This window comes from Actinocrispum sp. NPDC049592 (assembly GCF_040675465.1).
GTDB lineage: Bacteria > Actinomycetota > Actinomycetes > Mycobacteriales > Pseudonocardiaceae > Kibdelosporangium.
Window position 1 is genome coordinate 64443 of the sequence record NZ_JBFAPA010000009.1, and the last position, 25695, is coordinate 90137.

Consider the following 25695-nt stretch of genomic DNA (forward strand, 5'->3'; position numbering starts at 1 on the left):
TGCGATCACGCCTCTACCCTGGACAGGGGCCGTCATGACGGACAGCGATGCTCTATTTCCCAACCCGAACGGCGAGCAAGCCGCGCTGGACGTAACCGCGTCCAAAGAACCCGAACGGCCAGACACGTTCGCTGTACTGGATAGGCCACAGACGTTTCCGGAGGTTAGCTCGTATCAAGTCCGGGACCAGTTCCAGGAGCTAGTCGAGCGTGACCTACTTGGGCCGTGGGGTGACGAGCGCGAGGAGTTTCGGCCACGCGCCAGTGGTCCGCGCGACCGGTACCTCGTGGGCATGCTTGGGCCGAAACATGAGCCACGTGACATCCGGAAGGCTGCAGACTCTGTGGTAGACACGGAGTCCGGTGTGCAGGGTGAGGGCGCCGATAGCGACCTCCCCGAAGTATTGACGCCGCAAAACTTGGGGCGGATCTGGGCGTCCTCGATGGGCCTATCGTGTTGCGTGGACGGTGAAACCGACGTCGTAGCAGTCACCGCCGAATGGGGTTCGTACGGCAAGCGTGACAGCACCGATGACGACGGCAACAAGCGCACTGTATGGGCGCGTGAGCCCGTGTCGCACACGCTGGAGGTTCGACTCACTGATCGGCCTGACACCCGTATCCCACTAACCGCGGCGACCGTCGACGAGCCGGGCGTGCAACTGGCGGTGTCGGTCCGCGATCGCGGGGGCAAGCGCACCGTTGAGGTGACGCTCGTCAATGCGCAAGTTGCGCCAGATTCCTACGTCGACACGGCATGGCTGTTTCAGGCCAAGCTCACCGTCCTCGCCATGGACGGGCAGAGCCCGATTTTCCATCCCATTGATGATCCGCTGGACAGCGAGCAGTCTATTGAGGACACAGAGGAAGCGCACCTGCGACTGCTCTATCGCAATCAGCTGAAATACGCGACCGGGCACAATGTCGCCGTCCACGTGCACGTCGAGACCAACTCTCGCCGAGCGCACAAGCTGGAGACAACGTGGCTGCCGGTCTATAACGTGGCAGCCACTGTAGCGCCCAGCGGTTCCAGCACCGGGCTGGCCGGCACCGAGCTCTCCATGGATGCGCTCGCCAGCGCAAGGCCGGAGGACTTGCGAGCTGGCCTCGCACCACTCGCCAACGGATATGCCGCCTGGCTCGATAAGCGTGAAGCCGAGATCGGCGAGCTGCCCGAGAGCCTGCGATCAACCGCCGAGTCGGCTGTGTTCACCGCGCGCCGAGCATGCGAGCGCATTCGAGCAGGCATAACGCTGCTCACCGACCCGACGACAAGGGGACATGCTGACGCGCTGCGAGCGTTCCAGTTCGCCAATCAGGCCATGGCCGCCCAGCGTCGGCATACCGAGATCGGGCGCCTGCGCGAAAATCCCGACATCAGTTACGCCGAGGCGAAGGCAAAGGTAGAGGCTCGCGGTGCCGCCTCTGCGTCGTGGCGGCCATTCCAGTTGGCGTTCGTGCTGCTGAACCTGCCGTCGCTGGCCGATCCTGACCACCCTGAGCGCGCTGCTAGCAGCAACGCGATCGTTGACCTGCTGTTCTTCCCTACCGGAGGCGGCAAGACCGAGGCCTATCTCGGCCTGACCGCATTCACCTTCGCTATCCGCCGCCTGCAAGGCATCGTGGGCACCGGGGAACAGTCCCGCAACGGCGCGGCAGGCGTTGCGGTACTCATGCGCTACACCTTGCGTTTGCTTACCGCGCAGCAATTCCAGCGCGCGGCGACGTTGGTGTGCGCGGCCGAGGTGCTACGGCGAGAAGACGAGATCACCTGGGGTCGTGAGCCATTCCGCATCGGTTTGTGGGTTGGCGGCGGTGTCTCGCCCAACTGGTACGAGCAAGCTGCTGGACAAGTCGCCGAAGCTCGCGAGGCTGGCGGCCGCATCCGGGTGAACGTGCTGCAGACCCTGTCCTGCCCGTGGTGCGGTGCCGCGCTACTGGCGCATCGTGACATGCATACCGACGCCGACGCCCACCGCATCTATCTCTATTGCCCCAATGCCGAGGGCGCACAGGCATGCCCATTCTCACGAACGCAGTCCGCCGAAGGGCTGCCGATCTTCACGGTGGACGAGGAGATCTACCGCTACGCGCCCAGCCTGGTGATCGCGACGGTGGACAAACTTGCACAGCTTCCGTGGAAGGGCTACGCAGGCATGCTGTTCGGCCGCGTGCATCAGTACTGCCCACGGCACGGGTTCCGACACGAGGATCTAGACCCCAAGGTCGACTGTCGGAGCAAGCACAACAAAAAGGCCAAACACCCTGCCGTCACTAGCCAGCCGATCGTCCAGCTCCGCCCACCGGATCTGATCATCCAGGACGAGCTGCACCTCATCTCCGGCTCGCTCGGTACCACCGTGGGCCTGTTCGAGGCTGCTGTGGACGAGTTGTGCACCTGGACCACGCCTTCCGGCATTCGGGCCGCACCGAAGATCGTGGCGTCCACCGCTACTACCAAGCGGGCGGCAGAGCAGGTTCGCGGCATCTTCGCCCGCGACCTGGCAATCTTCCCGCCACAGGTCACCGACGTGGCCAACACATTCTTCTCCCGTCAGGTTCCGGTGACCGAAAAGAATCCAGGCCGCCGTTACCTCGGTCTCTGTGCCCACGGCGTGCGGCTGAAGTCTGCCGAGATCCGGCTCGCGGAGATCCTGCTGCTGGCAGGGCAGACTGTGTTCGACACCTACGGCGAGCCGGCTGACCCGTACATGACGGTCGTCGGCTACTTCAATGCCACCCGCGAGCTCGCTGGTATGCGCCGCTACCTCGACGACGACGTCACCACCCGCGTTCGCAGGCACGGCTGGATCCGGGATATCTCCAACCGTCTGATCGGCGCGGCCTCGATGCTCACGATCCAGGAGCTGACCTCTCGAATTTCCTCGGGCGAGATCAGTGACGTGCTCAAACACCTCGAGATCGGCTTCGACCCTGAGTTGGACACTTCGGCTCGGCGCCGCGCCATCGCCGACAACTGGCGTGAAGTGCTCGACGCCAATCGAGGCAAGTCGCTGCACAGCGCAAGCCGGCTGAAGGAACATCGGCTGGCCGATCGTGCCGCCGGGCGGAACAAGAGCGGCCGAACGCCTGCCGACACCGTCCTAGCGACATCAATGCTGCAGGTCGGTGTCGACGTTTCCCGGTTCGGTCTGATGGTGGTGACTGGTCAGCCTAAGAACACCGCCGAATACATCCAGGCGTCATCCCGCGTCGGCCGTGACTCCCGCCGTCCGGGGTTGGTGGTGATGCTGTACAACTGGACCCGGCCGCGGGATCTCGCGCACTACGAGGACTTCGAGCATTATCACGCGACGTTCTACCGGCAGGTCGAGGCATTGTCGGTGACGCCTTACACGCGTCGTGCGCTGGACAAAGGCACGGCTGCAACCTTCATCGCCGCCGTGCGCAACGCGGTGGAATCGAACTCACGCAACCGAGATGCCCAACAGGTCGATCTGGACGGGCCGCTTGTGCGACGCATCATCGATCGAATGCTCGCTCGCGCTGAGACCGTGTATGGCGAGCGCGGCCGCGACTACCTCAGCGAGCGACTCGCCAGGCTCATCGACGTATGGAAGCAACGAAAAGTCGGCTCCACACAGCTTGGCTATGAGAAGCAAGTCACCAAGCAACAACTGCTCACCCCGCTGCTGCGTGCGCCGAGCGAGGGAGCATGGCAGGAAACCACTGTCGGACGATCGATGCGCGAGACCGAGAACGAGATCAACCTGCTCGTTCCTGGTGGTGAGGAACTCTACGCGCCCATATATGGCGCTCCAGAGTGGACATTTGCACCACCCGACTCCATTTCGGACTCCGACGATCATGATTCTGGTGACGAGTTTGGCGAGACAGCGTGGAGCGAGCCAGTGAGAACCAGGAGCGGCCGATGAGCGCACACCACCGCCGCCGCGTTGGCTCAGTACGTCCCAGCCACTTGATGTTCACCAGTGGCGTGGGCGCACTGGTCGACATGCCGAACTTCTCCGTGCTGATCCGTGGCCTAGACGACTGGAACTTCGATCCGGTGAAGGGTCGGGAGGACTGGGGCCCAATCGACGAGCCTCGCCTGCTCGGCGCGGTACGTGCCATCGCGGGCATGAGGGTCAATGAGTTGCTGCCCGCACCGTGGCTGGACGGCATCGACAGCGACCCTGCCGGGCCTGCATCCCGCGTTGGAGTGCCGACCATGCCATTCCCGGCGTGGCTGCGCTGCACGGCGTGCAACGAACTCGCCGCCGTCGATTCACAGATTTTCTGTTTCGAGAACGACAAGGCACGGCGGCCACACGACGCCCGGTTCTTCCACGACAGCTGCACTAGAAAGAAATCCGGCCGGCGCCCTCTCGCCGTACCCGCTCGGTTCGTGCTGGCGTGCACGGCTGGGCACCTGGACGACTTCCCGTACCGGGAGTTCGTGCACCGCGGCGATGCCTGCCCGAAGGCGCCTCAGCCACGTATGCAGATGGACGATCGCGGCGGCAACCTCGGGGCAAACGTTCAGATCCGCTGCATCAGTTGCGGGCAGCAGCGCAACATGCGCGAAGCCATGGGGCAGCGAGGCGAGCAGAACCTGCCTCGTTGCCGGGCCCGCCATCCACACCTCGGGACGTTTGAGACAAGCGGATGCAGCTCGCCGCTACCTCCGAAGGTGCTGGTGACCGGCGCATCCAACCAGTGGTTCGCACAGACACTGTCCGCCCTCTCGGTACCTGCCAGTTCAGGCAGTGAGCTGGACACCCTGGTTGAGAAGCACTGGGGCGCTATCTCCCCGTTGCCAAGAGGGATGTATATGTACGCGCGGGAGCAAGTGGCTGCGTTCCGCCTGCTCGGCAAGTGGAGCGACGACCAGATCGAAGAATCAGTCCAACGCGTCCGCTCCGCTAAGGAGAAGACCGAGCAAGAACCTGACATGGGGTATCCGGACCTGCGCACGGCTGAATGGCAAGCGTTCACCGCTGCGGAGTGGAGCGAGCCGAACGATGACTTCACCCTGTACCGCGCGATAGAAGGCGTGCCTTTGCCGCTAAAGGGATACTTCGAGGATGTCATCCAGGTCGAGCGGCTGCGGGAAGTCCGTGCCCTCGTAGGTTTCACACGTCTCGATGCGCCGGATCCTGACGACCCCGACCTAATCACCGTCGCACCACTGTCTAGAGACCACCCAAGTTGGGTTCCCAGCAGCGAGGTGCGTGGTGAAGGGATCTTCCTCCGGCTTCCCGACAACCTGCTGAACCGCTGGGTCGAGCGGGTGAGCGACACAGACGCCATGCACAAGCACCGGGACGCCTACGCACAGTTCCGCAAGAACCGGTATTCAGATCGAGTGCAGGGTCCGTTCGATCCGATGATGCACTGGCCCGGAGAGCGCTACATCGCCCTGCACACGGTGTCACACTTGCTGATTCGCACCATCGCGCTGGAATGCGGCTACAGCTCTGCCAGCCTGTCCGAGCGCATATATGCAGGTACCGATGACGATCCGCGCAGCGGAATCCTGATCTACACGGCCGTCCCCGATGCCGAGGGCACTCTCGGCGGCTTGGTCTCGCAGGCTGAGCCGGAACGACTGGTCCGGCTCACCCGGCGGGCCTTGCAGGATGCCCTGCGCTGCTCGTCTGACCCTTTGTGTGCAGAGCGGCTGCCCCAGCCGCCAGCCGACTTCCTGCACGGTGCCGCGTGCCACGTCTGCCTGTTCGTGTCCGAGACGACCTGTGAACGAGGAAACCGCTTTCTTGACCGGCGGTTCGTCGTCCCCGTGGACGAGCCCGAGCTGGCGCTCTTCCCCGGAGCACCATGAGGGCGTTCGAGGCTGCTGCTACCGCAGCGGCACCCACGCTGGGTGCAGCAGGGTTACGCGCGCTCGCCGACCGGATCAGTGCGGGCTGGCCCGAAAACGCGGTGCTGTCGGGGATGGGCCGCGGTTTCGGCGAGGCCGCCCGTCCGGTCCTGCGCGTACTTGAACGCGACGGAACACCGCCCGCACAGTCTGCCGCGTTCCTGCGCGGTTTGGCCGCGGGCTGCGCGCTTCAGACGACCGCAGTCAGCGTCGAAACGGTGTGGAGTGGGCCAAGCAGCCACTCGGTGCCAGTACGCGCCACCGCCCAAGCGTTGATCCAGGTGGTCACCGAGGCCACCAGCGAATTGCTGATGATGACCTACTCGGCGAAGCGGCACGACCCGCTGCGAGAAGCGCTGGCATCGGCCATCGCGCGGGGTGTGCAAGTCACGGTCGTCGTAGAGACGTTGCAGGGTGCGGGAAGTGCGCTCGCCGGTGCCGAGCCCGCAGCAGCCTTCGCCGGCATCGGCGGGCTCCAATTGTGGCACTGGCCCGTTGAGCGGCGCGCCGAGTCCAGTTCGAAGTTGCACGCCAAGCTCGCCGTCGCCGACCGGCGCGTCCTGCTGGTCTCCAGCGCGAACCTCACCCAGTCCGGTGTCGAGAAGAACATCGAGGCGGGCGTACTGATCCGCGGTGGGAGCGCGCCTGCACGTGCCGCCGAGCACATCGTGGAGCTGAAGTCCAAGGGTGTGCTGGCTCGGTTGGCGGTCAGTGGCGGAGGTGGGCCGTGACTGCCACGCCATGCGAGTCCCCATCTCGGAGGGTCCTATGGCCCAACGCAAGTTGATCAATGACCGATACGAGCTGCAGCGGCTACCCGTCGCGCATGGCGGCATGGGTGAGGTGTGGGCAGGACGGGACACCAAGCTGGACCGCGAAGTTGCTGTCAAGTTCATCCGCTTCCCCGAAGGCGCACCGGACCAGGAGCTCATCCGAAGGTTCGTTCGAGAGTCGCGGATCACCGCGCGGTTGCGGCATCCGGGCGTCCCAGCTGTGTTCGACGTCGGCACCGACGACGGTCGCCCGTATCTGGTCATGGAATACGTCCACGGTTTGAGCATCAGTGATCTGCTAGCGCGGCACCAACGGCTGCCCGTCGGTTGGTGCGCGGCAATCGCTGCCCAGACATGCGCGGTCCTCGTCGTGGCGCACCAGGCATCGCTGATCCATCGAGATCTCAAGCCCAGCAACCTCATGCTGGAACCGGATGGCACGGTCAAGGTATTGGACTTCGGTCTGGCCGTTGGGCTGGACCTCGCGGACATGTCTCAGATCACCCGCTTGGGGCAGAACATCGGAACCCCCGCATACATGGCACCTGAGCAGGTGCTCGCCGCGATGAGCGGCCCACGGACAGACCTGTACGCACTCGGCTGCACACTGCACGAAATGCTGACTGGGCAGCAACTCTTCACCGGTGCAACGGCCTACTCGGTGATGCGCCAGCAGGTCGACGACCCACCGGTATCCGCACGATCGATCCGGTCGGACATCCCAGCTGAGCTGGACACCTTGCTCGGAGCCCTGTTGGCGAAGAAACCGGAGGACCGTCCAGACTCCGCGCTCCAGACCTATGAGTTGCTGCTGCCCTTCATCACCGCTGTGGACCTGTTGCCGGCAAACGTACAGCCGCCCTCTGTGCCCCGCCCGGTGCGCATGTACGCCCAAGCAGTCAGCCGGGTTTTCGACGTCACTGGCTCAAATGTCGTGCAACCATCGGCTGCAGCTCGTTCCGTGGATACACGAAAGCCAGATCGCACAACGCAACCAGAGCATCCGGCGACCAGGCAACGCGTAGCGCGCGTCTGGGCCGAGGCGAACGAGTTGGTCCGAAAGGACCGGCGCAGCCAGGCAGCCGAACTGCTGGCCGAGACTGTTCGCGCGGCCACAGAGGCGTTCGGGCCGCTGGATTCAGAGGTGGTGAATCTCCGGCTGGACTGGGCGACCGTACTCTTCGAGGTCGGTGACTACCGCGCTGCCAGCCCGGTCTACCACTCGCTCGCCGTAGACCTCGGCGAACGCGATGGATCAGACACGGAGGTGGTGTTCCACTGCCGACTGCACCACGCCACATGCCGGGCTTTGCTAGGTGACACACGCAATGCATTGAATGAGATGCACAATCTACTGGCCGACCAACAGCGCGTATTCGGCCTGTACGACTCGCGAACCATCGACCTGCGCAGGCAGATCGGCCTGCTCCAACTCGGGGCGGGACAGCGGAGCGCGGCCCAGAAGACCCTTCGCAAGCTACTCAACGATCTTCTCCAGATCCATGGCGCCGAACACCCCGCGGTGACCAAGGTCCAGGACTTGCTCGCCGGATTGCCGGACGACACCAACCAGTAGGAGGACGCCCGTGCCGTCGCTCGCTATTGACCGAGACTTCCTGCGCGAGTACGCAAAACTCGACAAGCCGGTGCAGGACAGAGTAACCGAGGCGTTCGCCAAATTTGAGCAGTCCTCCCATGCCGGGCAACACCTGGAGAAGGTGAACAACGCACGGGACGACCGCTTCCGCACCATCCGAATCACTCAGTTCTGGCGCGGTGTCGTGCTGGCACCTGAATCCGGCGATATCTACACGCTGCTGAAGGTGCTGCCTCACGACGACGCTTACGCCTGGGCGCAACGTCGACTCGCGTCGGTGAACAGTGCGACCGGCCGCATCGAGATTCGGGACGTCGCGGCGATCGAAAACACCCTTCCGGGACTGTCCGGAATCGCGACTAGAACGCCAACCCGGTTGTTCGATCACGTGAACGACGCCGATCTGCGTAGGCTCGGCATCGACGAGCAAACCCTTGCGTTCGCCCGGGTTCTGACGGATTCAGTGCAGCTTGACGCGGCAAGCGCGTTCCTGCCTTCAGCGCAATGGGACGTGCTGGCGGGGCTGGCGGCCGGTCTCAGTCCGGAAGAAGTGTGGGCCGAGCTCGGCGATGTCGCGACTGGTCAGGAGTTCGATCCGAATGACATCAGCGCTGCGGTGGTGCGCAGCTCAGACCGACTGGTGCTGGTGGACGGACCTGCAGAGCTGCTTGCTGTGTTCCGGCATCCGTTCGCGCTTTGGCGGATCTACCTGCACCCGGTGCAGCGCAACGTGGTGGAAGCGCACTACAAAGGCTCTGCTCGAGTAACTGGCGGGCCCGGAACCGGCAAGACAGTGGTCGCCCTGCATCGCGCCAATCACCTTGCCCAGGCCGGAAAAGGTCAGGTTCTGCTCACTACCTTCACCTCCACGCTGACCGCGTCGCTGTCAGCCGGGCTCAAGTTGCTTATCGAAGCTGATCAGGTCCGCGGTCGGATCGATGTCAAGAATGTGGATCAGCTTGCCCACCAACTGTTCCGAGACGAGCACGGCCCGCCTCGGCTGCTGGACAGCGGCCACGAAGACGACATGTGGCATTCCATCATCACCAGGAACAGTCTGCCCTTCAGCGAGTCGTTCTTGCGGAACGAGTGGCGGCAGGTGGTATTGGTGCACCAATTGGCCACAGCCGAGGAGTATCAGGCCGCCAGGCGGACCGGACGTGGCCGCCGCCTTGGGCCTCGACAGAAGACCCAGATCTGGCAGGCAATTCAGGACTTCCAGCAACAGCTCCACCATGGAGGGTGGTGGACCCACGAGACCGTGCAGGTGGAAGCAGCGCGGCTACTGGAGCAACGGACAGAAAAGCCCTACGAGCACATCGTGGTCGATGAGGCCCAGGACTTGAGCCCACTCCAGTGGCGGTTGCTGCGCTCTGCTGTTCCTCGCCAGGCAGATGACCTGTTCCTCGCTGGCGACACTCATCAGCGAATCTACTCGCACGTCGTCAGCCTCCGCGACGTCGGAATCCACGTGACGGGCCGGTCGAGCAGGCTCACCCTGAACTATCGCACTACCGCTGAGATCCTGTCGTGGAGTCTCGGGCTGCTGCACGGCGAGCCGATCGATGACATGGACGGCGGACTGGACTCGATAGCCGGCTGCCGGTCCGAAATGCACGGCATGCCACCGGCGCTGACCGGATACCGCAGCAAAGCCAACGAGTTGGACGGGGTGGTCGCGACTGTACGCACCTGGCTGGACGCGGGAGTCGCACCCAGCGAGATCGGGGTTGCCGCACGGGCAAAGTGGCTCGTTGACTCAGCAGTGGAAGCCCTCAACGCCGAATCAATCCCGGCCCAACCTCTTACCGCGTCAGAACCGCCCGACGACGCCATCGCCGTCGGCACAATGCATCGGATGAAGGGCCTTGAATTCCGGTGCCTCGCGGTGGTCGGGGTGGGCGAAAACCACGTGCCACCTCCCAACGCCATCACCCCGGCCGAAGAAGACGATGCTGCACACCGGCAGGACATGCAACGTGAACGATGCCTGGTGTTCGTAGCATGCACTCGCGCACGCGAACAACTCGCCGTGTCCTGGCACGGTGCGCGCAGTCCGCTACTGGCAGGACTCAGCTGAGAAGGAGCCATCTGGTGAGGTGAAGACATCCGCGCCTTCCACAGCGTCCACCCCGGCGCTGTGCGCGCCCTCTACCCCGTAGTCTTCCTCTTCATGTCAGGGAGAGGCACCGATCAGCCAGCCGAGGCCAGTGCATCGTCGCGGCTGTTCCACAGTCTGTTCGGACGGGCGTTCGAACACTTTGCCGCTGCTGCCCCTACTGTTCTTCGAGCCAACAGCGACGAGCAGGGATTCGGTTTAGCGGACTTCCCTACCTGGCCCGCACGGGAAGTGGCCTCAGCCGCCGACCTTCCTGTGGCTGCATCTGAACTGTTGAGTAGCGGCCCCGTGCTGCTACTCCCACCGTGGCGGCGGCTGGAAGATCCGCGCGACGATATCAGCCGCCATGAGTATGAACTCGTGCTCATAGATTGCGTACCGCCAGGCCCTGGCGCGTTGCTCGCCGCCGTGGTTCCCGCGAAAACGATGGTCACCCGGGTGTCAGAACGGTTTAGGAAGGCACTTGCCCTTCACTGGCAGCCGGTTCTCGTGCAGTACACACGTGGTGGCATCCACGGTGTAGACCGACGGTTTGAAACCGCCGCGGTTTTTCTGCGGGCACGCGCGGATGGCGAAGCGCCACCCTTGCGGATGTTCAAGTACTCGGCCGATGACGACGAATCGGCTGTGCTCGACGACTTCGACCGGCTCCTCGCACGGCAGGGGGGCCGAGGACGGTTTGGGTACGTGGTCCGTGACGTACCCAAACCCGGTGAGACTCTTGGGTTCGCGCGCCACGACCCCCAGTTGAAGGCAAGGCGGGATGCTCTGTCGGGATTTGGTGGAGCCACAACACTCCAAGAGGTGTTCGAGACTCCAACTCCGGGCTACGACCCGATAGAGAGTCGTGAACTTCTGTGCGGTGCCGACGAGCCGGGCGCCGTTCGGATCATCAGCGGCCGTGACATCAAGCGCGACGGCACCATTGGTCTTCCCGACGAGCGGACTGAGTGGGCCCTGGTGCCGCTTGACCAGCAGTTGAGGGTTGGGGACATCGTTCTCCAAACGATTATTCACCTGACTGATCGACCGAGGCCTTGCCGCAGTCGAGGTGACCAGCGCGGATCTTCCAGCGGTCGCCGCTTATAACGTCGCCGTGCTGCGTCCGAGGCCATTCATGGATCCGCCACAGCGCTTACTGATTCTTCAGTACCTGCGTTCGCCGCTGGCCAGCGAGCTACTCGCCGCAACCGAGAGCGGCGTTCGTATCACTCTCCAGGGGCTCCGTGAACTTTCACTTCCTCAGCCGGACGAGGCGCTCAGCGCTGCGCTCGCGGACCTGGCCGACGCGGCGCGGAGCTTCGAGGCCTGGCGTGCTGAAGCGGAAGCTGTTCTGCAGTCAGCCTTCCCTGACAACGAAGGTTTCGAGGCGGCCAGGGCACGACTTGTGGATCGTGGCCGAACATCGCGGCTGCGTCTGGAAGCTGCGTCTAACTTGAACGACCACGGCTACATCGTTCGGACCAGGTTTCCCTACCCGGTCGCCTACCGATGGCGCGCCGTAGAAGCGGAGAGGAGCGCAGGCTTCTCTCGTGCCGCTTACGACTCCGTACTCCAAGCTGCTGAGGTTCTGCTGTGCTACGCGGCCCACCTAGCTTTGGTGCTCGCGCGCGACACGAACCTGGAGATCGGCTACGGCGGTGTCATCCGCAGCACGTTGACGCGTGGGAAAGGGCTGGGGTTCGGGGACTGGGCAGCAATCCTCGAAGAGGTGCGCGACGGCAAGGTCTTTAGGAGCCTGCCCGATGCCCACCCGTTGAACGACCTACGCTCGCTGCTGGCCAGCCCGGAAGCCGCCGCCGCTCGGAGGCGGTTGAACGACCGCCGCAACGACGACTCGCACCTCCGGAAGGTCGACCCGACCGACTTGCCACACGCCTTTGACTCAGCCTTCACCGATCTCAACTCGCTGCTGAAGGGTGCGGACTTCCTCTCTGACCTTTCATTGGTCCACATCACCGCGGTTCGTTGGGACAGCATCCGGAGCAAAGCGACCGTGAGCTATCGCGAGCTCATGGGCGATCATCCGGTCGCTCCGACACGAACCATGACCTACGACGAACCCGGCTTGGAGGTCGACAGCCTTTACCTCGTGGACAGCCAGCGCCGTTTGCACCTCCTGCGACCGTTCCTGATTGGGGCTATCTGCCCCACGTGCCGCAACTGGTCGACGTTCCATGTCGACGGAGTCAAGCAGGATGTCGTGACCCTCAAGAGTCTCGAACACGGCCACACGATGAAGGATGTCTCACTCGTCGATCCACTCCGGCAGATCGGCCTCCTCTGACCTGAAGACGTACAAAACCAAGTCAGCAAATGGGGAGCTATCGCGAGCGACCCCCGCTTCGCGGTTGTGCAGGCGGTGTGCGAGTTGTTGATGGCCGATCAAGGCCGTGCAATCGGTTGGTGACGAAAGGCGCTCGCGACACCGACTCCATGCCGGGCTCTGGCAGGACAGGAGAGCCACATTCGACAGTTCGTCGCGCGGAACGCAGGATGGGATGGTCGGCCAGCTCGTCGGCGGCAGTCGCGATCTGCTGGCGAGTTGAGGCGGGCGGCGATGGCTGGTGTCGGTCAGCAGCGAGTTGCAGGATCTTGACAATGGACCAGATCAAGAGCACGACCGCGGCTAACACGATGGGCGCGGGGTCCTTGCAGGTGGCAGCTGCGCGGGTGGCGGCTACCAGCAACGGCAGCGCGACGCCTCGCTGGCGAGGTTGAGGGCGGCGCTGGTGTCGTTCGAGTTGCGCGGCACGGGCGAGGTGGTCGGCTGTTCGTTGCAGTCGGTCAGGCTCAGGATCGAAGCGGGCCAACACGGCAACGAGGTCAGCAACCTCGCCGGCTGTGTGGCTCCATCGGTCGCGATCGTGGGCGACGTGGTCTTCGACCGCTGGCTGAGCCGCTTCAAGGAGCCTGGTCAGCTCTCTCCATGCGGCCTGTGTTCGGTGCACATCGCCGGTACTGACCGCATGTACGCCGGTCCAGAACTGCTCCGCGATGGCATCCCAGCGCGGGCCTTCGTCCTCCCAGCGGGCGCGGAGCCGAGGCAGACTCAGGTCACGACGCAGGGTGGAGCCAGAGAACCACAATGGCTCGGTGTCCTCCTGGTCCGAGCTCAGAGCGACCGCGTAGCCGATGACCTTGCCCTCTGAGAGGCGAGGCTTGTAGCGCACGTCGGCGCGCTGCAGGTGCGCGAGAAAGTCAAGCTCACTGCCAGCCATGGCGGCGGCTTCGGCTACGAGCTGAGTCAGCCGTTGCCGATCGGTGCGATTGCCTGCCCTCGCCGCGCGTTCCAACTCGGCGCGGGAGGTGGCTTTGCGGCCAGCACCTGCTGGAGCGGTAGGTGTGAGGTCGAGGCGTTCCTCGACGGCCAGGCACCAGGACCGCCATCGTGGCCAGTCGCGGTAGGTGTTCGCGATCGTTCCATCGCCGCGTACGAGGTTGACCAGTAGGTGGACGTGGTCGTTGCCTTCGACCGATAGGCCATGGTGGACGGCCACCCAGCGGCAGCCGCCGACGCCACCCGTGTCCGGGCCGAAGCCCATGTGCTTGATCGCCTCGTCGATGAGCGCTCGCCACACCTCGTCGCCGAGTTGGCCGTCGGCTCGTGGCACAGACAGCACGACGTGGTAGACGTGGCCATCGGCGAGGTGAACATCGTGTCCGGACATGGCCGCGTCGATGTCGCGCGCCAGTCGCGGCAGCCACCCGCGTTGACCGACCAGTTGGGCGAACGCGCCGCCTTCGAGCCACTCCGGATCCCAGGCTGCGATCAGGTGTGGGTTGGTGTGCTCGTTCGCCTTGCCTTTGCCGAACAGGTAGCGCAGCAGGCCTTGGGTGTCACTGCCGCGCTTCCCGTTCTCCGGTGCCTTGGCGATCACCGTCGTGAGCGGTCGGCCGGATCGATCGCTTTGAGGATCTCCCGGTGCTGATCGAGTGTCGCCTGGAGGTAGCGCAATGGGCCAGCAAGCGCGTCCGGCAGTTCGCCCGTCGCGTTGGCCGCGGCCGCCATCTGGTTCAGGTTGGTACCGATTCTGATCAACCGTGTCTCGACGACGTCGAGACGCTCAGCCCACCAGCGTTGCTCACGCAAGCTCCAGCCGCCAGACGACCGACGCAACGCCGACTCGATCAGGTACCGCGGCAACGACAGGCGCGCTGCGGCGGCACCGACAACCAAGCGGGCGTACGTCTCGGTCGTCGTCCGCACGTTGATCCGGTGCGGCGAGCCTCCCGGCACTCGCCGCTGACGACGCGCCTCCTTCCGGTTACTCATGACGCTCGCTCCTGGCGTCGTCGTGAGTGGACACCCGGTCGGGTGTCCTGTTCTCTAACTTGCTGCCCGACCTCACCTACGGCGTCCTCGCCGTTGAGAATCGCGGCAATTCGCACTCGCTGCCGCGCACTGAACGGCGGCGCGGCACGAATGATCTCGTCTACGTACTCATCGATGTCGTCTCGTTTGGACGGCCTCGATGTCCCCCTTTTCTCTGCCACAGCGTGGCCCTTCCGATGACGGAGGACCGTGGCGGCTGCGTGATTACAGCGCTCCCCCGAGGCGAACGCAGCCCGGCACGGTCCTCGCCGCACACGGCGACGAGGGACGCGCAAGGTTGGGGGCACGGGCCAGCCGAGGCTCGGCGAGCACCAGTTGGCCGGGCGGCTTCACCACGCGAGCGGGGCGGTGCTGGGGCCCAGGCCAAGTCGCCGAGTTCTGCGGCGTTTGCTTCGCTTCGAGGAGCTGGCTCAGCACCAGCAACACCATGAACGGATGAGTTCGACTGGCAGCCAAGACCAGCAGAGCCAGGAACCTGACAAGCAATAAGGCCACTTCCGCTTGCTTGGCCATGCTTCTGCGGTCTGGTGGCTCCAAGTGCCATTCGTGGCACAGCACGTCACGGGCGTCGGGCATGAGTGCGCCTTCAGGGCCGAGCCGCATCAAATCCTGGTGCACCGTGAACGGTAAATCTTCAGCGCGATCCAGCAGTCTCCGACGCTTCGGATGATTGCCCGCAAGGCGCGCTCTCGCAGTCTTGTCGCTCGCGACGAAGGCCTTGAATCCTTCGATCAGACCGCGCGGCGCGTCCTCCGGGCTGCTCTCCCGGAGCGCCTTGCGAATGTCGCGCGCTGAGTAGCAGAAGCGCTGGTCATCCCCCATGAGACCAGAGTAGACAAACTCAAGCCGCGGTGCCGTCATCCCGCACGAACCAGATCTTGACCGACCCAGGCTTGAAACCCGGCCCACCACGCATGCCCGCCACCAGCTCCAGCTGAAACCCCATTGCTGCCAACAACGACCGCCGCTGCGCCGGCTGCAACTTGGCCCAGCACTCCTCAGCATCGGGTCCGGTCATCTCGGCCACGAGCGAGATGGGCATGCCAGGCACCGACTTCTCCACCTGCTTCTCCAACTCCGCCAACCGTGCCCGGTGCCGCGCGGTCGAGCGATGGAACTGCTCGCGGGTGATGAGGTCCGCGTCGTGGTCGTCGGTCAGTTCAAGGAGCTTCGTCTCGATGGAACGAATCTCGTCCCGAGCCTCCTGCGTAGCGGTGTCGTCACGCCGAAAGAGATCACGCGCGTCGGGCTGGGCGAGCCGCTTGAGTACAACTCGCTCCACCAGATCATCAACCCATACCTTCCGTCGCCCGGTGCAGCCGTTCGGATCACAGACGTAAGTGGGGTGTCCGCTCTTCTGCACGACTCGCATCCGCGCGCCGCACTTTCCGCATCGGGCGATGTCCGGTGCGAACGTGAGGTAGTGCTGCCTCGCGCCGGACTTACTGGTGGCCCGAGCGGGATCGCTGAGCAACGTTCGCAGCTCGATCTGCTGTGCCTCCGTGACGATCGGCGGCCAGGCGGCTGGAAGGAGCTGCTCATCTTCCCTGCCGCGGTGGTGAATGCGCTGGCCGCAGTTGGCCCATCGCATCGCGATCGAGCGCACGGACGACGAACTCCATACGTCTGGACGTCCCCGCTTCGGCTCGCGGCCGGCGGCAACCCTCGGCGGCGGAACCTTGCGCTCGTTCAAGTCGGCGGCGACCTTCGTCAAGCTGTCTCGCGCCAGCAGCCGTTCGACGATTTCCTTCACGATCGCGGCCTGGTCGGGGTCGAGCTCGTCCTCGAACTTGATTCGCTTGCCACCACGGCCGAACTCATTAACCCTTCGCCAGCCGTAGAGCACATGACCAGACGCCTGCCCGGCCTGAGCACGTTCCAGCGCGGCCGAAGCGACGCGCTCGCTCTTCAGCTCAGATTCGAGCGTGTCGGCCTCGCCCATCTGCGCGGCGAAAGACCGGCCCATCGGTGTCGTGAGGTCGATGTCGTTACCCTTGATCAGCGTGATGGACACCCGTCGCTTCGACAGTAGCTCGATCGCCTCTGCGCGTTCGCGCCGGTTCCGCCACAGCCGGGAGAGCTGGTAGGCGACGATGCGAGTGAACTGGCCTTGCTGCGCGTCCTCCAGGAGAGCTTGGTATCTGGGCCGGTAGGCGCCGTGCAGGGCCGAGATGTCGTTGTCGGCGTACTCCGCCGCGACCGTCCAGCCACGCTGTTCGACCAGGTCATGGGCCTCGCGAAGCTGCCGCTCGACACCCTTCTCCAGCCCGAGCACGTCCTCCGAGATCCGCGCGTAGACAGCCACCCTCTCCTGCATGGCTTCAGGCTACCGTTTTCTTCACCGCTGACGTGATACTCTGTTCCCCGGCGGCGTGGGCAAGACCACATCCCCGGAGAACTTCACGTCACTGATCAACGACGTGAAGTCGCGGATCTTCGACGTCCTGCCGGACGACACCTGGTTCTATCCGGGCCACGGCGACGACTCGACCCTCGGCGAGCAAAAGCCGCACATCGACGAATGGCGTTCCCGCGGCTGGTGATCAAGGAAGTGCTTCGGCGAGAAAGCTCGCCGAAGCACTCAAATGGCGACTACGGTCAGCATGTCTTGCAGGCCTTTGAAGTCATCGGCGTTGCGGGTGTAGAGCGGCAGGCTGTGAGCCGATGCGATCGCCGCGATCATGAGGGCCGTCCGTCGCGGTTTGGGATCACGGTTCGCGGCCAAGGTCAGTGCGGCCAAGGAACCGAACCGGGTGGCCGCGTCGCCGTCGAAGGGCAAAGGATCGAAGTCGAGCTTCTCTGTTCGCGCCGCCCTGACAGCCGGATTCCTGGCCATTTGCAACGCCCTGATGTAGTTCGGCCATCGTGATCGCGGTGATCTCCGGGATCACGGGCAACTGCTCTGGGTCAAGCAAGTCGAGATCGATGTACGCGCAGGTATCCAACACACCCGACTCAGGACGCTCAGCCACGACGACGATCCCACGGATCGTCGTCACCGATGCGGTCTTCCGCGCCGAAGAACTCGTCAGCTTCCTGCCGCATCACCTCGTGATCGACCCGTGGCAACCGTCGATGACGCTCTACGAGCTCGTCGGCCGTCAGCCGTCGTCGGCAGGAAACTCGGCACTGGTGACCGTGCTCAGATGGTCGCGCCGACGTGATCAAGTGACAACGGGAGTTCGACGGCCGAACCCGTGAACTGGCCGTGCGGCAGTGACCAGAACCCGCGGCATGACCCAGTCCAGATCCGTCCCGGTCTGATGGGACGGATCTGGACTGTTCGCCGTGGCTGGGTTCGTCGCCGTTGACGAAGGTTGGGTAAGGGACTCGCTTACGAGTCCCTTACCCCACTACCGGAATCCGCACCGCGCTCTCACCAAGCACCATCGACACCCGAGTCCCGGCCGGATACCGCAGCGTGTACTCGCGGTCGGTCACGAGCAGCACCACGCCGAGCCGGTGCCCGGCCTTGAGCTGGTACTGCCGCGGCTGCAACGGCCAGTTGAACGTGTACGTCTTTCCTGCCTGGATCGGCTCCGTCACGCTGTCCGAATGCCGGTTGCGCACGTCCAACCAACCGCGGCTGACGACCTCGTACGACGTCTGCGCGGTCGTGTACGCGTACCGTGTACGGCAACCCGAGTCGGATCCGAACGTGTCGCCGAAACACCAGGACTGCGCCGTCGGCCCGAACGCGGTGATCCGCTCGTCGGTGCCGTAGTCGATGAGCAACGCGCTCAGATACGGCGACGGCCCGTTCACCGAGGCCCGCACCGAGATCGTCGGCGTGCCGGAGATCCGCACGTCCTTCGGCTGCGGGTCGGAGACGTACAGCAACCGCCCCGGATCCGCTTGGTCCCGGGCCGCGACAAGACTGTCGGTCGTTCGCGACGGATCATCCGTCAGTCCTTGCCGCTGACCGAAACCGGGCGCAAGGAATCCCAGAACACCCGGCTGCGCACCATGATTCGCGCCGAGCCGCAGAGTGACCTCACGGGCACCCGGCTCCGGCCAGTCGCGGTAGTCCGTCCACTTGCCCGGCGAGGTCTCGAAGTGCACCCGTGGTTCGCGAAGCACGTTGTTGCGCACTCCGTAGAGTTCGTGGTCGACCCACTTGTGCATGGCGTCGAGCCACGACTGCTCGGCCACCAGCAGCGGGTCGTCGTGCCCGGCCTGGTGCAGCCACAGCTTGCGGGTGATCCCGTTACGCGCCAACGCGTCCCACAGGTCCGTGAAGTTGCGCGGCTTGACGTTCCAGTCGTTGATGCCCGCCACCTGGAACACGCTGCCGTGGTAGTTGCCGAGGTCCTTCGCGAAGTTCCGCTCGTCCCAGAAAGCGTTGTAGTCACCCGAAACCCGGTCCATATCCTGCTCCATCCGATGGATGGGACCGGCGCAGACCTCGGGATTCTTCCGTGACAGCACGACTTTCGCGTGCAGGTCCGCGTCCTCGCCGACGAACCCGCCGGGCGCGACGACGCCTCCACCCCCGCGGTAGTAGTCGTACCAGCTCGCGATGCCCGAGATCGACACGATCGTCTTCAGCCCCGCGACACCGGTGCTCGCCACTGCGACCGGCAGGGTGCCGTCGTAGCTCTTGCCCGCCAGCGCGACGTTCCCGGTGGACCAGGAGGCCTTGATCTCCTTGCCGTCCGCGCCGAATGCCTTCGCCTTGCCGGTCAGCCACTCGACGACCGTCTTCATCCCGATCTTCTCGTCGGTGCCGATGGCGCTCGGGCACCCGTCCGAGTCGCCGGTGCCGAGCGTGCTCGCCGCGAGCACCGCGTACCCGCGCGAGACGAAGTAGTTGTCGTAGTAGACACGGTTGTAGCTGACCGGCGGCTGTGGTCCGGTCGGCGGCGACCACGGCGAGATCCTCGGGATGTCCGTGACGTCCGCAGGGTGGTACGGGGCGTCGACCGTTCCGCCGTAGTACGGGCTCGGCTCGACGATGCTCGCCACCTTCAGCGCGCCCTGCGTCTCCAGCGGCCGCGTGACGTAGACCGAGATCCGATCACGCTTGCCGTCGTGATCGGAGTCCACCGGTGTCTCGACGTAGACCTGCTCGCGTACCGCCTTCGCATAGTCGTACACCGGCTGCGTCCCACCGTCGGCGATCACCACCTCCCGAGCCTTGCCGGGCGCGGCTGACGCGGGTACCGCCGTCGCGAACAGGGCCATCGCCGCCAGCCCCAGTGCGGCGAATGCGCCTGGTTTGCGCATGATCCCCTCCAAGATTCACCCCATGTGATGACTCGACGATGCCGCCACCGACCCGGCGGCGCAACCGCCTTACGTCCGGTGAGTCCATCCGGTGGGAAGTCCACAAGCCCGAGACACCACCATCCTGACCTCGCGCCGCCGGATCAACCCCCGCCGACTCCCGGACGGGATGACCACCAACGCCATCACCCGGGCAAGTTGTTCGCCGCCCCAGGTCGACGAGTGGCGTTCACGCGGCTGGTGAACTTCACCTGCACGGGCCTCCTCACGCAGGTAGCCCCGTCGGCGTGCTATCGTTGGCGACGGTCTTAGGTTTTTTGTTCGTGGTATTCAATACGCGCTCGCGAAACCTTTGTTTGCGGGCAATGCGTATTTCCTCCGGGCTTCGGCCGGAGAAGGTCCCCGTCGCAGACAGGCCCGGTTCGCCGCACCAGTGGCGTGCCGTATCCGCTGTACAAGGAGACAACATGGCAGAAGGCACCGTGAAGTGGTTCAACTCCGAGAAGGGCTTCGGCTTCATCGCCCCCGAGGACGGTAGCGCCGACGTGTTCGTGCACTACTCGGAGATCCAGGGCGGCGGCTTCAAGTCGCTCGAGGAGAACCAGCGCGTGCGCTTCGACGTCGGCCAGGGCCAGAAGGGCCCGCAGGCCACCAGCGTCACCCTGATCTGATCAAGGTTCGAGCAGGCAGGCCCCGCCGCACGGCGGGGCCTGCCTGCGTTCGACGTCGAACTTCGCGTCTTTGATCAACGCCGTGTCCTGGCGGTTCGACCGCGTTACGCAACGTTACAGGTGGCTTTACGGGTCGAGGACCGGCCAGCAGGCTACAAGCGTTGTCGCGCAATCCATCTCAGGGAGGCGGGGGCTATGGCCACGGAAGGAGTCGCGACCGTGCGGACTTATCCCTTCAACGTCGCCGATCGCCTCACAGCCGACCCCATGTACGCGTACGTGCGAGAACACGAGCCGCTGTGCCGGGTGCGTCTGGCATACGGTGAAGACGCGTGGCTCGTGACCCGTCACCAGGATGTCCGGACCGTGTACGTCGATCCCCGGTTCAGTCGCGCCGCCGGTATCGGCAGGGACGAGCCTCGGCTCTCCGAGTACATCGCGCCGCGCGGAATGATGGACATGGACCCGCCGGACCTGACCCGGTTACGCAAGCTGGTCACGGGCGCGTTCACGCCGCGGCGGATCGAACAGTTACGCGCAAGGGCGTTGACGGTCGCCGGCGATCTCGTCGACAAGATAGTCGAGAAGGGCCCAGCTGCCGACCTCGTCGCGGACTTCGGCGAGCAGCTGCCGATGATCATGATCTGCGAGATGCTCGGCGTGCCCGTCGCGGACCGCGAAGAGTTCCAGGTCCTTTCGGAGGCCTTGGTCTCGGGCACCTGGATGGACGGCGAACAGCGAGCCTCGTACATCGCCAAGTTGATGGAGTACTTCGCGGGCCTGGTACACCAGCGCCGCAGGGAGCCGACCGACGACCTGCTCGGCGCGCTGGTGGCGGCGCGGGACGAGGAGGGCCGGCTCACCGAGCAGGAGTTGCTGTTCCTCGCCGCCGGGCTGCACGGTGCCGGGTTCGAGACGACGACCACCCAGATCCCGAACTTCGTCTACACCCTGCTCACCCACCCCGGCCAGCTTTCCTTGCTGCTGTCGCGGCGCGAGCTGATCCCGTCCGCGGTCGAGGAGATGATGCGGTTCGTCTCGTTGTTCTCCGGACCGGCGATCCCTCGCTGGGCGCTGGAGGACATCGAACTGTCAGGCGGCACAGTCCCGGCGGGTTCCGCGGTATTCGCATCCGTGGCTGCGGCCAACAACGATCCGCGCGTGTTCCAGGATCCCGAACGGCTGGACATCACTCGGCAACCAAATCCGCACGTGGGATTCGGCTACGGCATTCACCACTGTCTCGGTGCGCAGCTCGCCCGGCTGGAACTGGCTGTCGCGCTGAGCACGTTGCTCGATCGCCTGCCCGGGCTGGAACTCGCGATCCCGGAGGAGGACCTGTCCTGGCGCAGCGGCAGCGCCCTTCGTGGACTGATCAGCCTCCCGGTGAACTTCACCTGAACCTGCCAGTGCCGGGCCGCCCGGTGCGAGCGCTGTGCCGGTCGTCAGACGCCGTGCTGTCCGAGAGCCGTGCGGGCGGCCGCGGCGACTTCACGGCCGGGGTTGCCGTTCGAAGATCGTGGTCAGCAGGTCGCACCGGTCGGGGCGGTCAGTAATTGGTCTCATCGGCCATCGCCACGGCGAACGCGTCAGCATTCTGTTCGACCGCCGCCTGCAGAGCTGCCGGATCAGTCGGCTGACCGGTCGACGCCGCAGCCATCCTCCGAACATCCCCAGGTTCCCACCGGGACGGGATCACGACCCTCCTGGAGCCGCCACTCCAGCACGGCGTCGACGACGAACCAGTCGACATCGACGCGGTGGTCTCAGGGCCAGGCATCGGTGAACCGCGAAGGTCCGATCAGGATCGCCGCTCGGAAATGGTGCGCAACTCGTCCCGGAGGTCGTCGTGGTCGGCGCCGAAGAAGTGGGTGTCGACCTGGTGGGCGATGGTGATCGCCGAGTGGGTGAGTTCGCGTCCTTCGGAGGTCAGGGTCAGGCGGAACGCGCGGGTGTTCGACTCGTGGGGCAGCCTTGTGACCAGGCCGCGTTCCTCGAGGGTGCGGATCACGCGTGAGGTCATCTGGCGGTCGGCGCCCGCGCCCTCGGCCACTTCCTGCTGGCCGGGTGGTGCGCCGGTGCTCCGCTCCAGCCAGCCGGTGGTGGCGAGGAGGATGAACTGCGTGTGGGTGAGACCGAGGGCCTTCAGGGCGTTGTCCAGCTCGGCCTTCCACGCCAGCGCCGCCTGGTGCAGCCAGTAGCCGGGCGAGGCCAACGGTCCGGTCATGCCACCCGGCTCTCGAGCGCTTTCCACGTCTTCTGCATGTCCTTGCGCATCTTGCGGCCGAAGTAGACACGGAACAACGGCACCAGCGGACCGGTGACGCGCACGGTCTTCGTGCACCGCACCTGCCCGTCGCCGATGGGCTCGAACGTGTTCACCCCGGTGATCTTCCCGCCCGGCAGCGCGCACTCCGATGCCCAGCGGGACAACGGCACCACGTCCGTGATCGTCCAGTCGGTCGCCGGGCCGCCGTTCGGCTTCGACCACCCGACGGCGCCCACCTCGAACGGCCCGTCCAGTCGCGCGGCCTGTTCGTGTGGGTCCCACGACGGCCAATTCGCCACGTCGGTGACCACCGACCAGACGTTCTCGACCGAAGCCCTGATGACACTCGACGAGCGAATCTCGTACATGACGCCTCCTTGGTGTCGCGACACCAAGGTAGATGGTGTCGCAACACCAGTCAAGGCGATCACTCGCCGAGCAGGCCGAGGGCGCCGTACCAAAGTGGGCCCGGGTTGAGCCGGTCTGGGTGCAGAGCGAGCATTTGGTCGTACAGATCACGGGCGGTCGGATGTGTGCCGAGGATGCGGATGACGTCCTCGAGGTAGCGCCGCGTCGCGTCCAGAATGGACGGAGTGTCGGGGAGTTCGCGGTTCTTGTGGCCCGCTACGACGGTGCGCGGCGCGAGGGCGGCGACCTTGTCGATGGCGGTCAGCCATTGGCGCAGGCCGTCGTTGCCACCTTCCAACAGGTATTGGTGGACGCCGTTGTAGACGACGTCACCTGCGACGACGAGTCCGATGGACGGCACGTGCAGCACCGTGGTGTTGTCGGTGTCGCTGTGGCCGACCTCCACCGCTTGCAGCGCCTCACCTTCCAGTTCGAACCCGGTTGCCGGCACCGGAACCGCATGGATGGTGGTATCCGGGATCTGGCCGGGGAAGTCGAGGTCCCACAACTGTTCGCGGCCGGTGGTGGCCTGCTGGCGCATCACCTCGATCGTGCCCGGAGCGGCGTAGACGACCGCGTCGGGAAAGGCCTTGAGCACCTCGCTGGTGCCGAACCAGTGATCGCCATGGCCGTGGGTGGCGTAGATGTGCGTAAGCCGCTTGCCGCTGGCTTTGAGCCAGTCGACGACCCGCTCGGTCTGGCTGATGGTCAGCGGAGGGTCGACCAGGACGGCGTCGCGCGTGCCCTGGATCAACGTGGAGGTCACCGGCGAGGAGATGATCGGCTCCCCGGTGGGCAGCCGCTGGCCGCGGGCGCGAGGCGAACCATCGGTGACGATGGTGGCGTAGCTCAAAGACACGAGACACTCCTTTTGTAACCACTCTTGTTACATCAATAGGTACGCGAAAAACCCGTCACGCGTTGTCAGCGAACGGCGATGCTGTCGCGCAACACATCCGCGACAGTGGTGCGGGCCAGCTCGGCCCGAAGCGCCTTCTCGGCGTTGCCGTAGACAGGGTCCAGTGCGGCCTGAATGCCATGCCCCACCGGGCATTTCTCGTTCGGCGGCGCCGGGTGCAGCGCGAACACCGGGCCACCGTTCACCGCGTCGTACACGTCGGCAAGAGTGATCGACTCGAGCGCCCGCGCCAGCCGCCAGCCCGCCCCAGCCCCACGCCGGGACTCGACCAGTCCAGCATCCCGCAGTTCGCCGAGCATCCGCCGGATGACCACGGGATTGGTGTTGACGCTGTTGGCAATCTGGTCCGAAGTAGACAGATCACCGCCCATCCGCTCGTTCAACCCCATCCACGCCAACGCATGCGCGGCGACAGTCACCCTGCTGTTCGCGCCCATCACCACCTCCTGGTTGTAACTGTATCTGTTACAACAGGGAGGCGTCCAGCACCGGAGCGAAGAAGTCGTTCAGCACGAGCATGGCCGCGCCCGCGGCGACCACGTCCGGACCGAGCGCGGTGACGCTGACCTCGACCGCAAGCCAGCCGGTGCCGGGGAGGTGGGCGCGGAGGCCGTCGAGGTACCGGTCCGGGGCGGCCAGGACAGATCGTCCACTGAGGACGATCTGCTCCACGTCCAGCAACCGTGCCAAACCGGCCGTGGCGATGCCAAGGACATTGCTGGCGCGGGCAAGATCTCCTGAGGAAACCGCCTGGTTGTGCAGGACTTCGGCGCAGCCTCGACGTCCACATGCGCACAGTGGCCCATCGAGCTGGATGGTGGTGTGGCCGAACTCGCCCGCGCCGGAGCGGGCGCCGCGGTGGACCCGGCCGTCGAGCAGGAGGCCCGCGCCGAGGCCGGTGCCCGCGAAGATGACGGCCGCGTGCCGGAAGTCCGGGCCGCGGCGCCACGACTCGGCGAGTACCGCCACGTTGGTGTCCTTGTCCACGCGCACAGGCACACCGAGCCGTTTGGTCGCGAGGTCGCGCAGCGGAACGTCGTGCCAGCCCGGAAGTCCGGTGGCGTCGTGCACAACACCGGCGCGATGGTCAAGCGGCCCAACGATTCCGATGCCGACGCCGAGCAGCCGATCCATGGCCACCGCCCGCATCGCGGCGATGACGCGGGCGAGTTCGTCGATCAGCGTCGACGGGCCGAACCCGGCGGATAGCGGCGTGATCACGCGGTCGAGCACGGTCCCAGCCAGATCGACCAGCACGACCCGCAGCTCGTCCCGCTCGACGTGAACGCCGAACGCGAGGCCGCCCTCGGGCACGAGGCGGAGCAACGTCCGCGGCTTGCCCACCCCCACGTTCCGCGTCCCGGCCGACTCCAGGACGCCCGCGTCCGTCAGCCTCGCGACGATCTTCGACACCGCCTGCGGGGTCAGCCCGCTCCGTTCGGCCAGCTCCACCCTGGTCAGCGACTCGCCGCTGCGTACGAGCCCGAGGATGACGGCGTCGTTGTAACCGCGCAGGAATCCCAGGTCCGCCACGAG

General features: G+C 65.1%; 21 protein-coding genes and 1 pseudogene. 11 read left to right on the forward strand and 11 right to left on the reverse strand.

What is annotated here, in order from left to right:
* Positions 1–34: 34 nt before the first annotated feature.
* From drmA to AB0J95_RS23285, 7 genes are read left to right on the forward strand one after another with little or no spacing between them, the layout of a single operon-like run.
* Positions 35–3895: a DISARM system helicase DrmA gene (gene drmA / locus AB0J95_RS23255; RefSeq protein ID WP_364761283.1), complete on the forward strand. Its 3861-nt coding sequence runs from the start codon at positions 35–37 to the stop codon at positions 3893–3895.
* Positions 3892–5802, forward strand: a complete 1911-nt coding sequence (locus tag AB0J95_RS23260) for a DUF1998 domain-containing protein (protein WP_364761286.1) — start codon at positions 3892–3894, stop codon at positions 5800–5802. The genes drmA and AB0J95_RS23260 overlap by 4 nt, the downstream gene beginning before the upstream one ends.
* On the forward strand, positions 5799–6572 hold the full coding sequence (drmC, locus tag AB0J95_RS23265; RefSeq protein WP_364761289.1) for a DISARM system phospholipase D-like protein DrmC: 774 nt from the start codon (positions 5799–5801) through the stop codon (positions 6570–6572). Before AB0J95_RS23260 ends, drmC begins: the two co-directional genes overlap by 4 nt.
* A gap of 37 nt (positions 6573–6609) precedes the next feature.
* Positions 6610–8190 (forward strand): serine/threonine-protein kinase, encoded by a 1581-nt coding sequence (locus AB0J95_RS23270; RefSeq protein ID WP_364761294.1) that lies wholly within the window; start codon positions 6610–6612, stop codon positions 8188–8190.
* 10 nt (positions 8191–8200) lie between these two features.
* Complete coding sequence (locus AB0J95_RS23275; protein WP_364761299.1) at positions 8201–10291, forward strand: UvrD-helicase domain-containing protein; 2091 nt, start codon at positions 8201–8203, stop codon at positions 10289–10291.
* A gap of 60 nt (positions 10292–10351) precedes the next feature.
* On the forward strand, positions 10352–11419 hold the full coding sequence (locus AB0J95_RS23280) for a hypothetical protein (protein ID WP_364761302.1): 1068 nt from the start codon (positions 10352–10354) through the stop codon (positions 11417–11419).
* On the forward strand, positions 11382–12617 hold the full coding sequence (locus AB0J95_RS23285; RefSeq protein ID WP_364761305.1) for a hypothetical protein: 1236 nt from the start codon (positions 11382–11384) through the stop codon (positions 12615–12617). Before AB0J95_RS23280 ends, AB0J95_RS23285 begins: the two co-directional genes overlap by 38 nt.
* Positions 12618–12654: 37 nt before the next feature.
* On the opposite strand, the gene AB0J95_RS23290 is transcribed toward AB0J95_RS23285, so the two are convergent.
* The 4 genes from AB0J95_RS23290 to AB0J95_RS23305 form a co-directional block, all read right to left on the reverse strand.
* Positions 12655–14211: a hypothetical protein gene (locus AB0J95_RS23290; protein ID WP_364761308.1), complete on the reverse strand. Its 1557-nt coding sequence runs from the start codon at positions 14209–14211 to the stop codon at positions 12655–12657.
* A complete protein-coding gene (gene mobC, locus AB0J95_RS23295) occupies positions 14208–14540 on the reverse strand; it encodes a plasmid mobilization relaxosome protein MobC (protein ID WP_364761311.1) in 333 nt (110 codons plus the stop codon). Before mobC ends, AB0J95_RS23290 begins: the two co-directional genes overlap by 4 nt.
* Before the next feature lie 330 nt (positions 14541–14870).
* Complete coding sequence (locus AB0J95_RS23300) at positions 14871–15488, reverse strand: hypothetical protein (protein WP_364761314.1); 618 nt, start codon at positions 15486–15488, stop codon at positions 14871–14873.
* 19 nt (positions 15489–15507) lie between these two features.
* Entirely contained in the window at positions 15508–16983 is a 1476-nt protein-coding gene (locus AB0J95_RS23305) for a recombinase family protein (RefSeq protein ID WP_364761317.1), read from the reverse strand.
* 34 nt (positions 16984–17017) lie between these two features.
* Here AB0J95_RS23305 and AB0J95_RS23310 point away from each other — a divergent pair.
* A pseudogene (locus AB0J95_RS23310) lies at positions 17018–17209 on the forward strand (MBL fold metallo-hydrolase); the annotation flags it as partial.
* Positions 17210–17247: 38 nt separating this feature from the next.
* On the opposite strand, the gene AB0J95_RS23315 reads toward AB0J95_RS23310, so the two are convergent.
* A complete protein-coding gene (locus AB0J95_RS23315; RefSeq protein ID WP_364761320.1) occupies positions 17248–17502 on the reverse strand; it encodes a hypothetical protein in 255 nt (84 codons plus the stop codon).
* 29 nt (positions 17503–17531) lie between these two features.
* Here AB0J95_RS23315 and AB0J95_RS23320 point away from each other — a divergent pair, with 29 nt between their 5' ends.
* Positions 17532–17867 carry a hypothetical protein gene (locus AB0J95_RS23320; RefSeq protein ID WP_364761323.1) on the forward strand — a complete coding sequence of 112 codons (336 nt, stop codon included), beginning with the start codon at positions 17532–17534 and terminating at the stop codon, positions 17865–17867.
* Between the two features lie 144 nt (positions 17868–18011).
* On the opposite strand, the gene AB0J95_RS23325 is transcribed toward AB0J95_RS23320, so the two are convergent.
* Positions 18012–19892, reverse strand: coding sequence for a Xaa-Pro dipeptidyl-peptidase (locus AB0J95_RS23325; protein WP_364761326.1), 1881 nt, complete (start codon positions 19890–19892; stop codon positions 18012–18014).
* Positions 19893–20359: 467 nt separating this feature from the next.
* Here AB0J95_RS23325 and AB0J95_RS23330 point away from each other — a divergent pair, with 467 nt between their 5' ends.
* Together AB0J95_RS23330 and AB0J95_RS23335 are read left to right on the forward strand one after the other, a co-directional pair.
* The gene (locus tag AB0J95_RS23330) at positions 20360–20563 is read left to right on the forward strand and encodes a cold-shock protein (RefSeq protein WP_033390714.1); all 204 of its coding nucleotides are present in this window, start codon (positions 20360–20362) and stop codon (positions 20561–20563) included.
* 219 nt (positions 20564–20782) lie between these two features.
* A complete protein-coding gene (locus AB0J95_RS23335) occupies positions 20783–21964 on the forward strand; it encodes a cytochrome P450 (RefSeq protein ID WP_364761329.1) in 1182 nt (393 codons plus the stop codon).
* Between the two features lie 400 nt (positions 21965–22364).
* On the opposite strand, the gene AB0J95_RS23340 is transcribed toward AB0J95_RS23335, so the two are convergent.
* The 5 genes from AB0J95_RS23340 to AB0J95_RS23360 all read right to left on the reverse strand — a co-directional run bounded on the left by AB0J95_RS23340 (position 22365) and on the right by AB0J95_RS23360 (position 25692).
* Positions 22365–22790, reverse strand: coding sequence for a MarR family transcriptional regulator (locus AB0J95_RS23340; RefSeq protein WP_364761332.1), 426 nt, complete (start codon positions 22788–22790; stop codon positions 22365–22367).
* Positions 22787–23200 carry an SRPBCC family protein gene (locus AB0J95_RS23345; RefSeq protein ID WP_364761335.1) on the reverse strand — a complete coding sequence of 138 codons (414 nt, stop codon included), beginning with the start codon at positions 23198–23200 and terminating at the stop codon, positions 22787–22789. Before AB0J95_RS23345 ends, AB0J95_RS23340 begins: the two co-directional genes overlap by 4 nt.
* A 59-nt stretch (positions 23201–23259) precedes the next feature.
* A complete protein-coding gene (locus tag AB0J95_RS23350) occupies positions 23260–24099 on the reverse strand; it encodes an MBL fold metallo-hydrolase (RefSeq protein WP_364761338.1) in 840 nt (279 codons plus the stop codon).
* Positions 24100–24164: 65 nt separating this feature from the next.
* Positions 24165–24596, reverse strand: a complete 432-nt coding sequence (locus AB0J95_RS23355; protein ID WP_364761341.1) for an Rrf2 family transcriptional regulator — start codon at positions 24594–24596, stop codon at positions 24165–24167.
* Between the two features lie 28 nt (positions 24597–24624).
* Complete coding sequence (locus AB0J95_RS23360; protein WP_364761344.1) at positions 24625–25692, reverse strand: ROK family transcriptional regulator; 1068 nt, start codon at positions 25690–25692, stop codon at positions 24625–24627.
* Positions 25693–25695 lie beyond the last annotated feature (3 nt).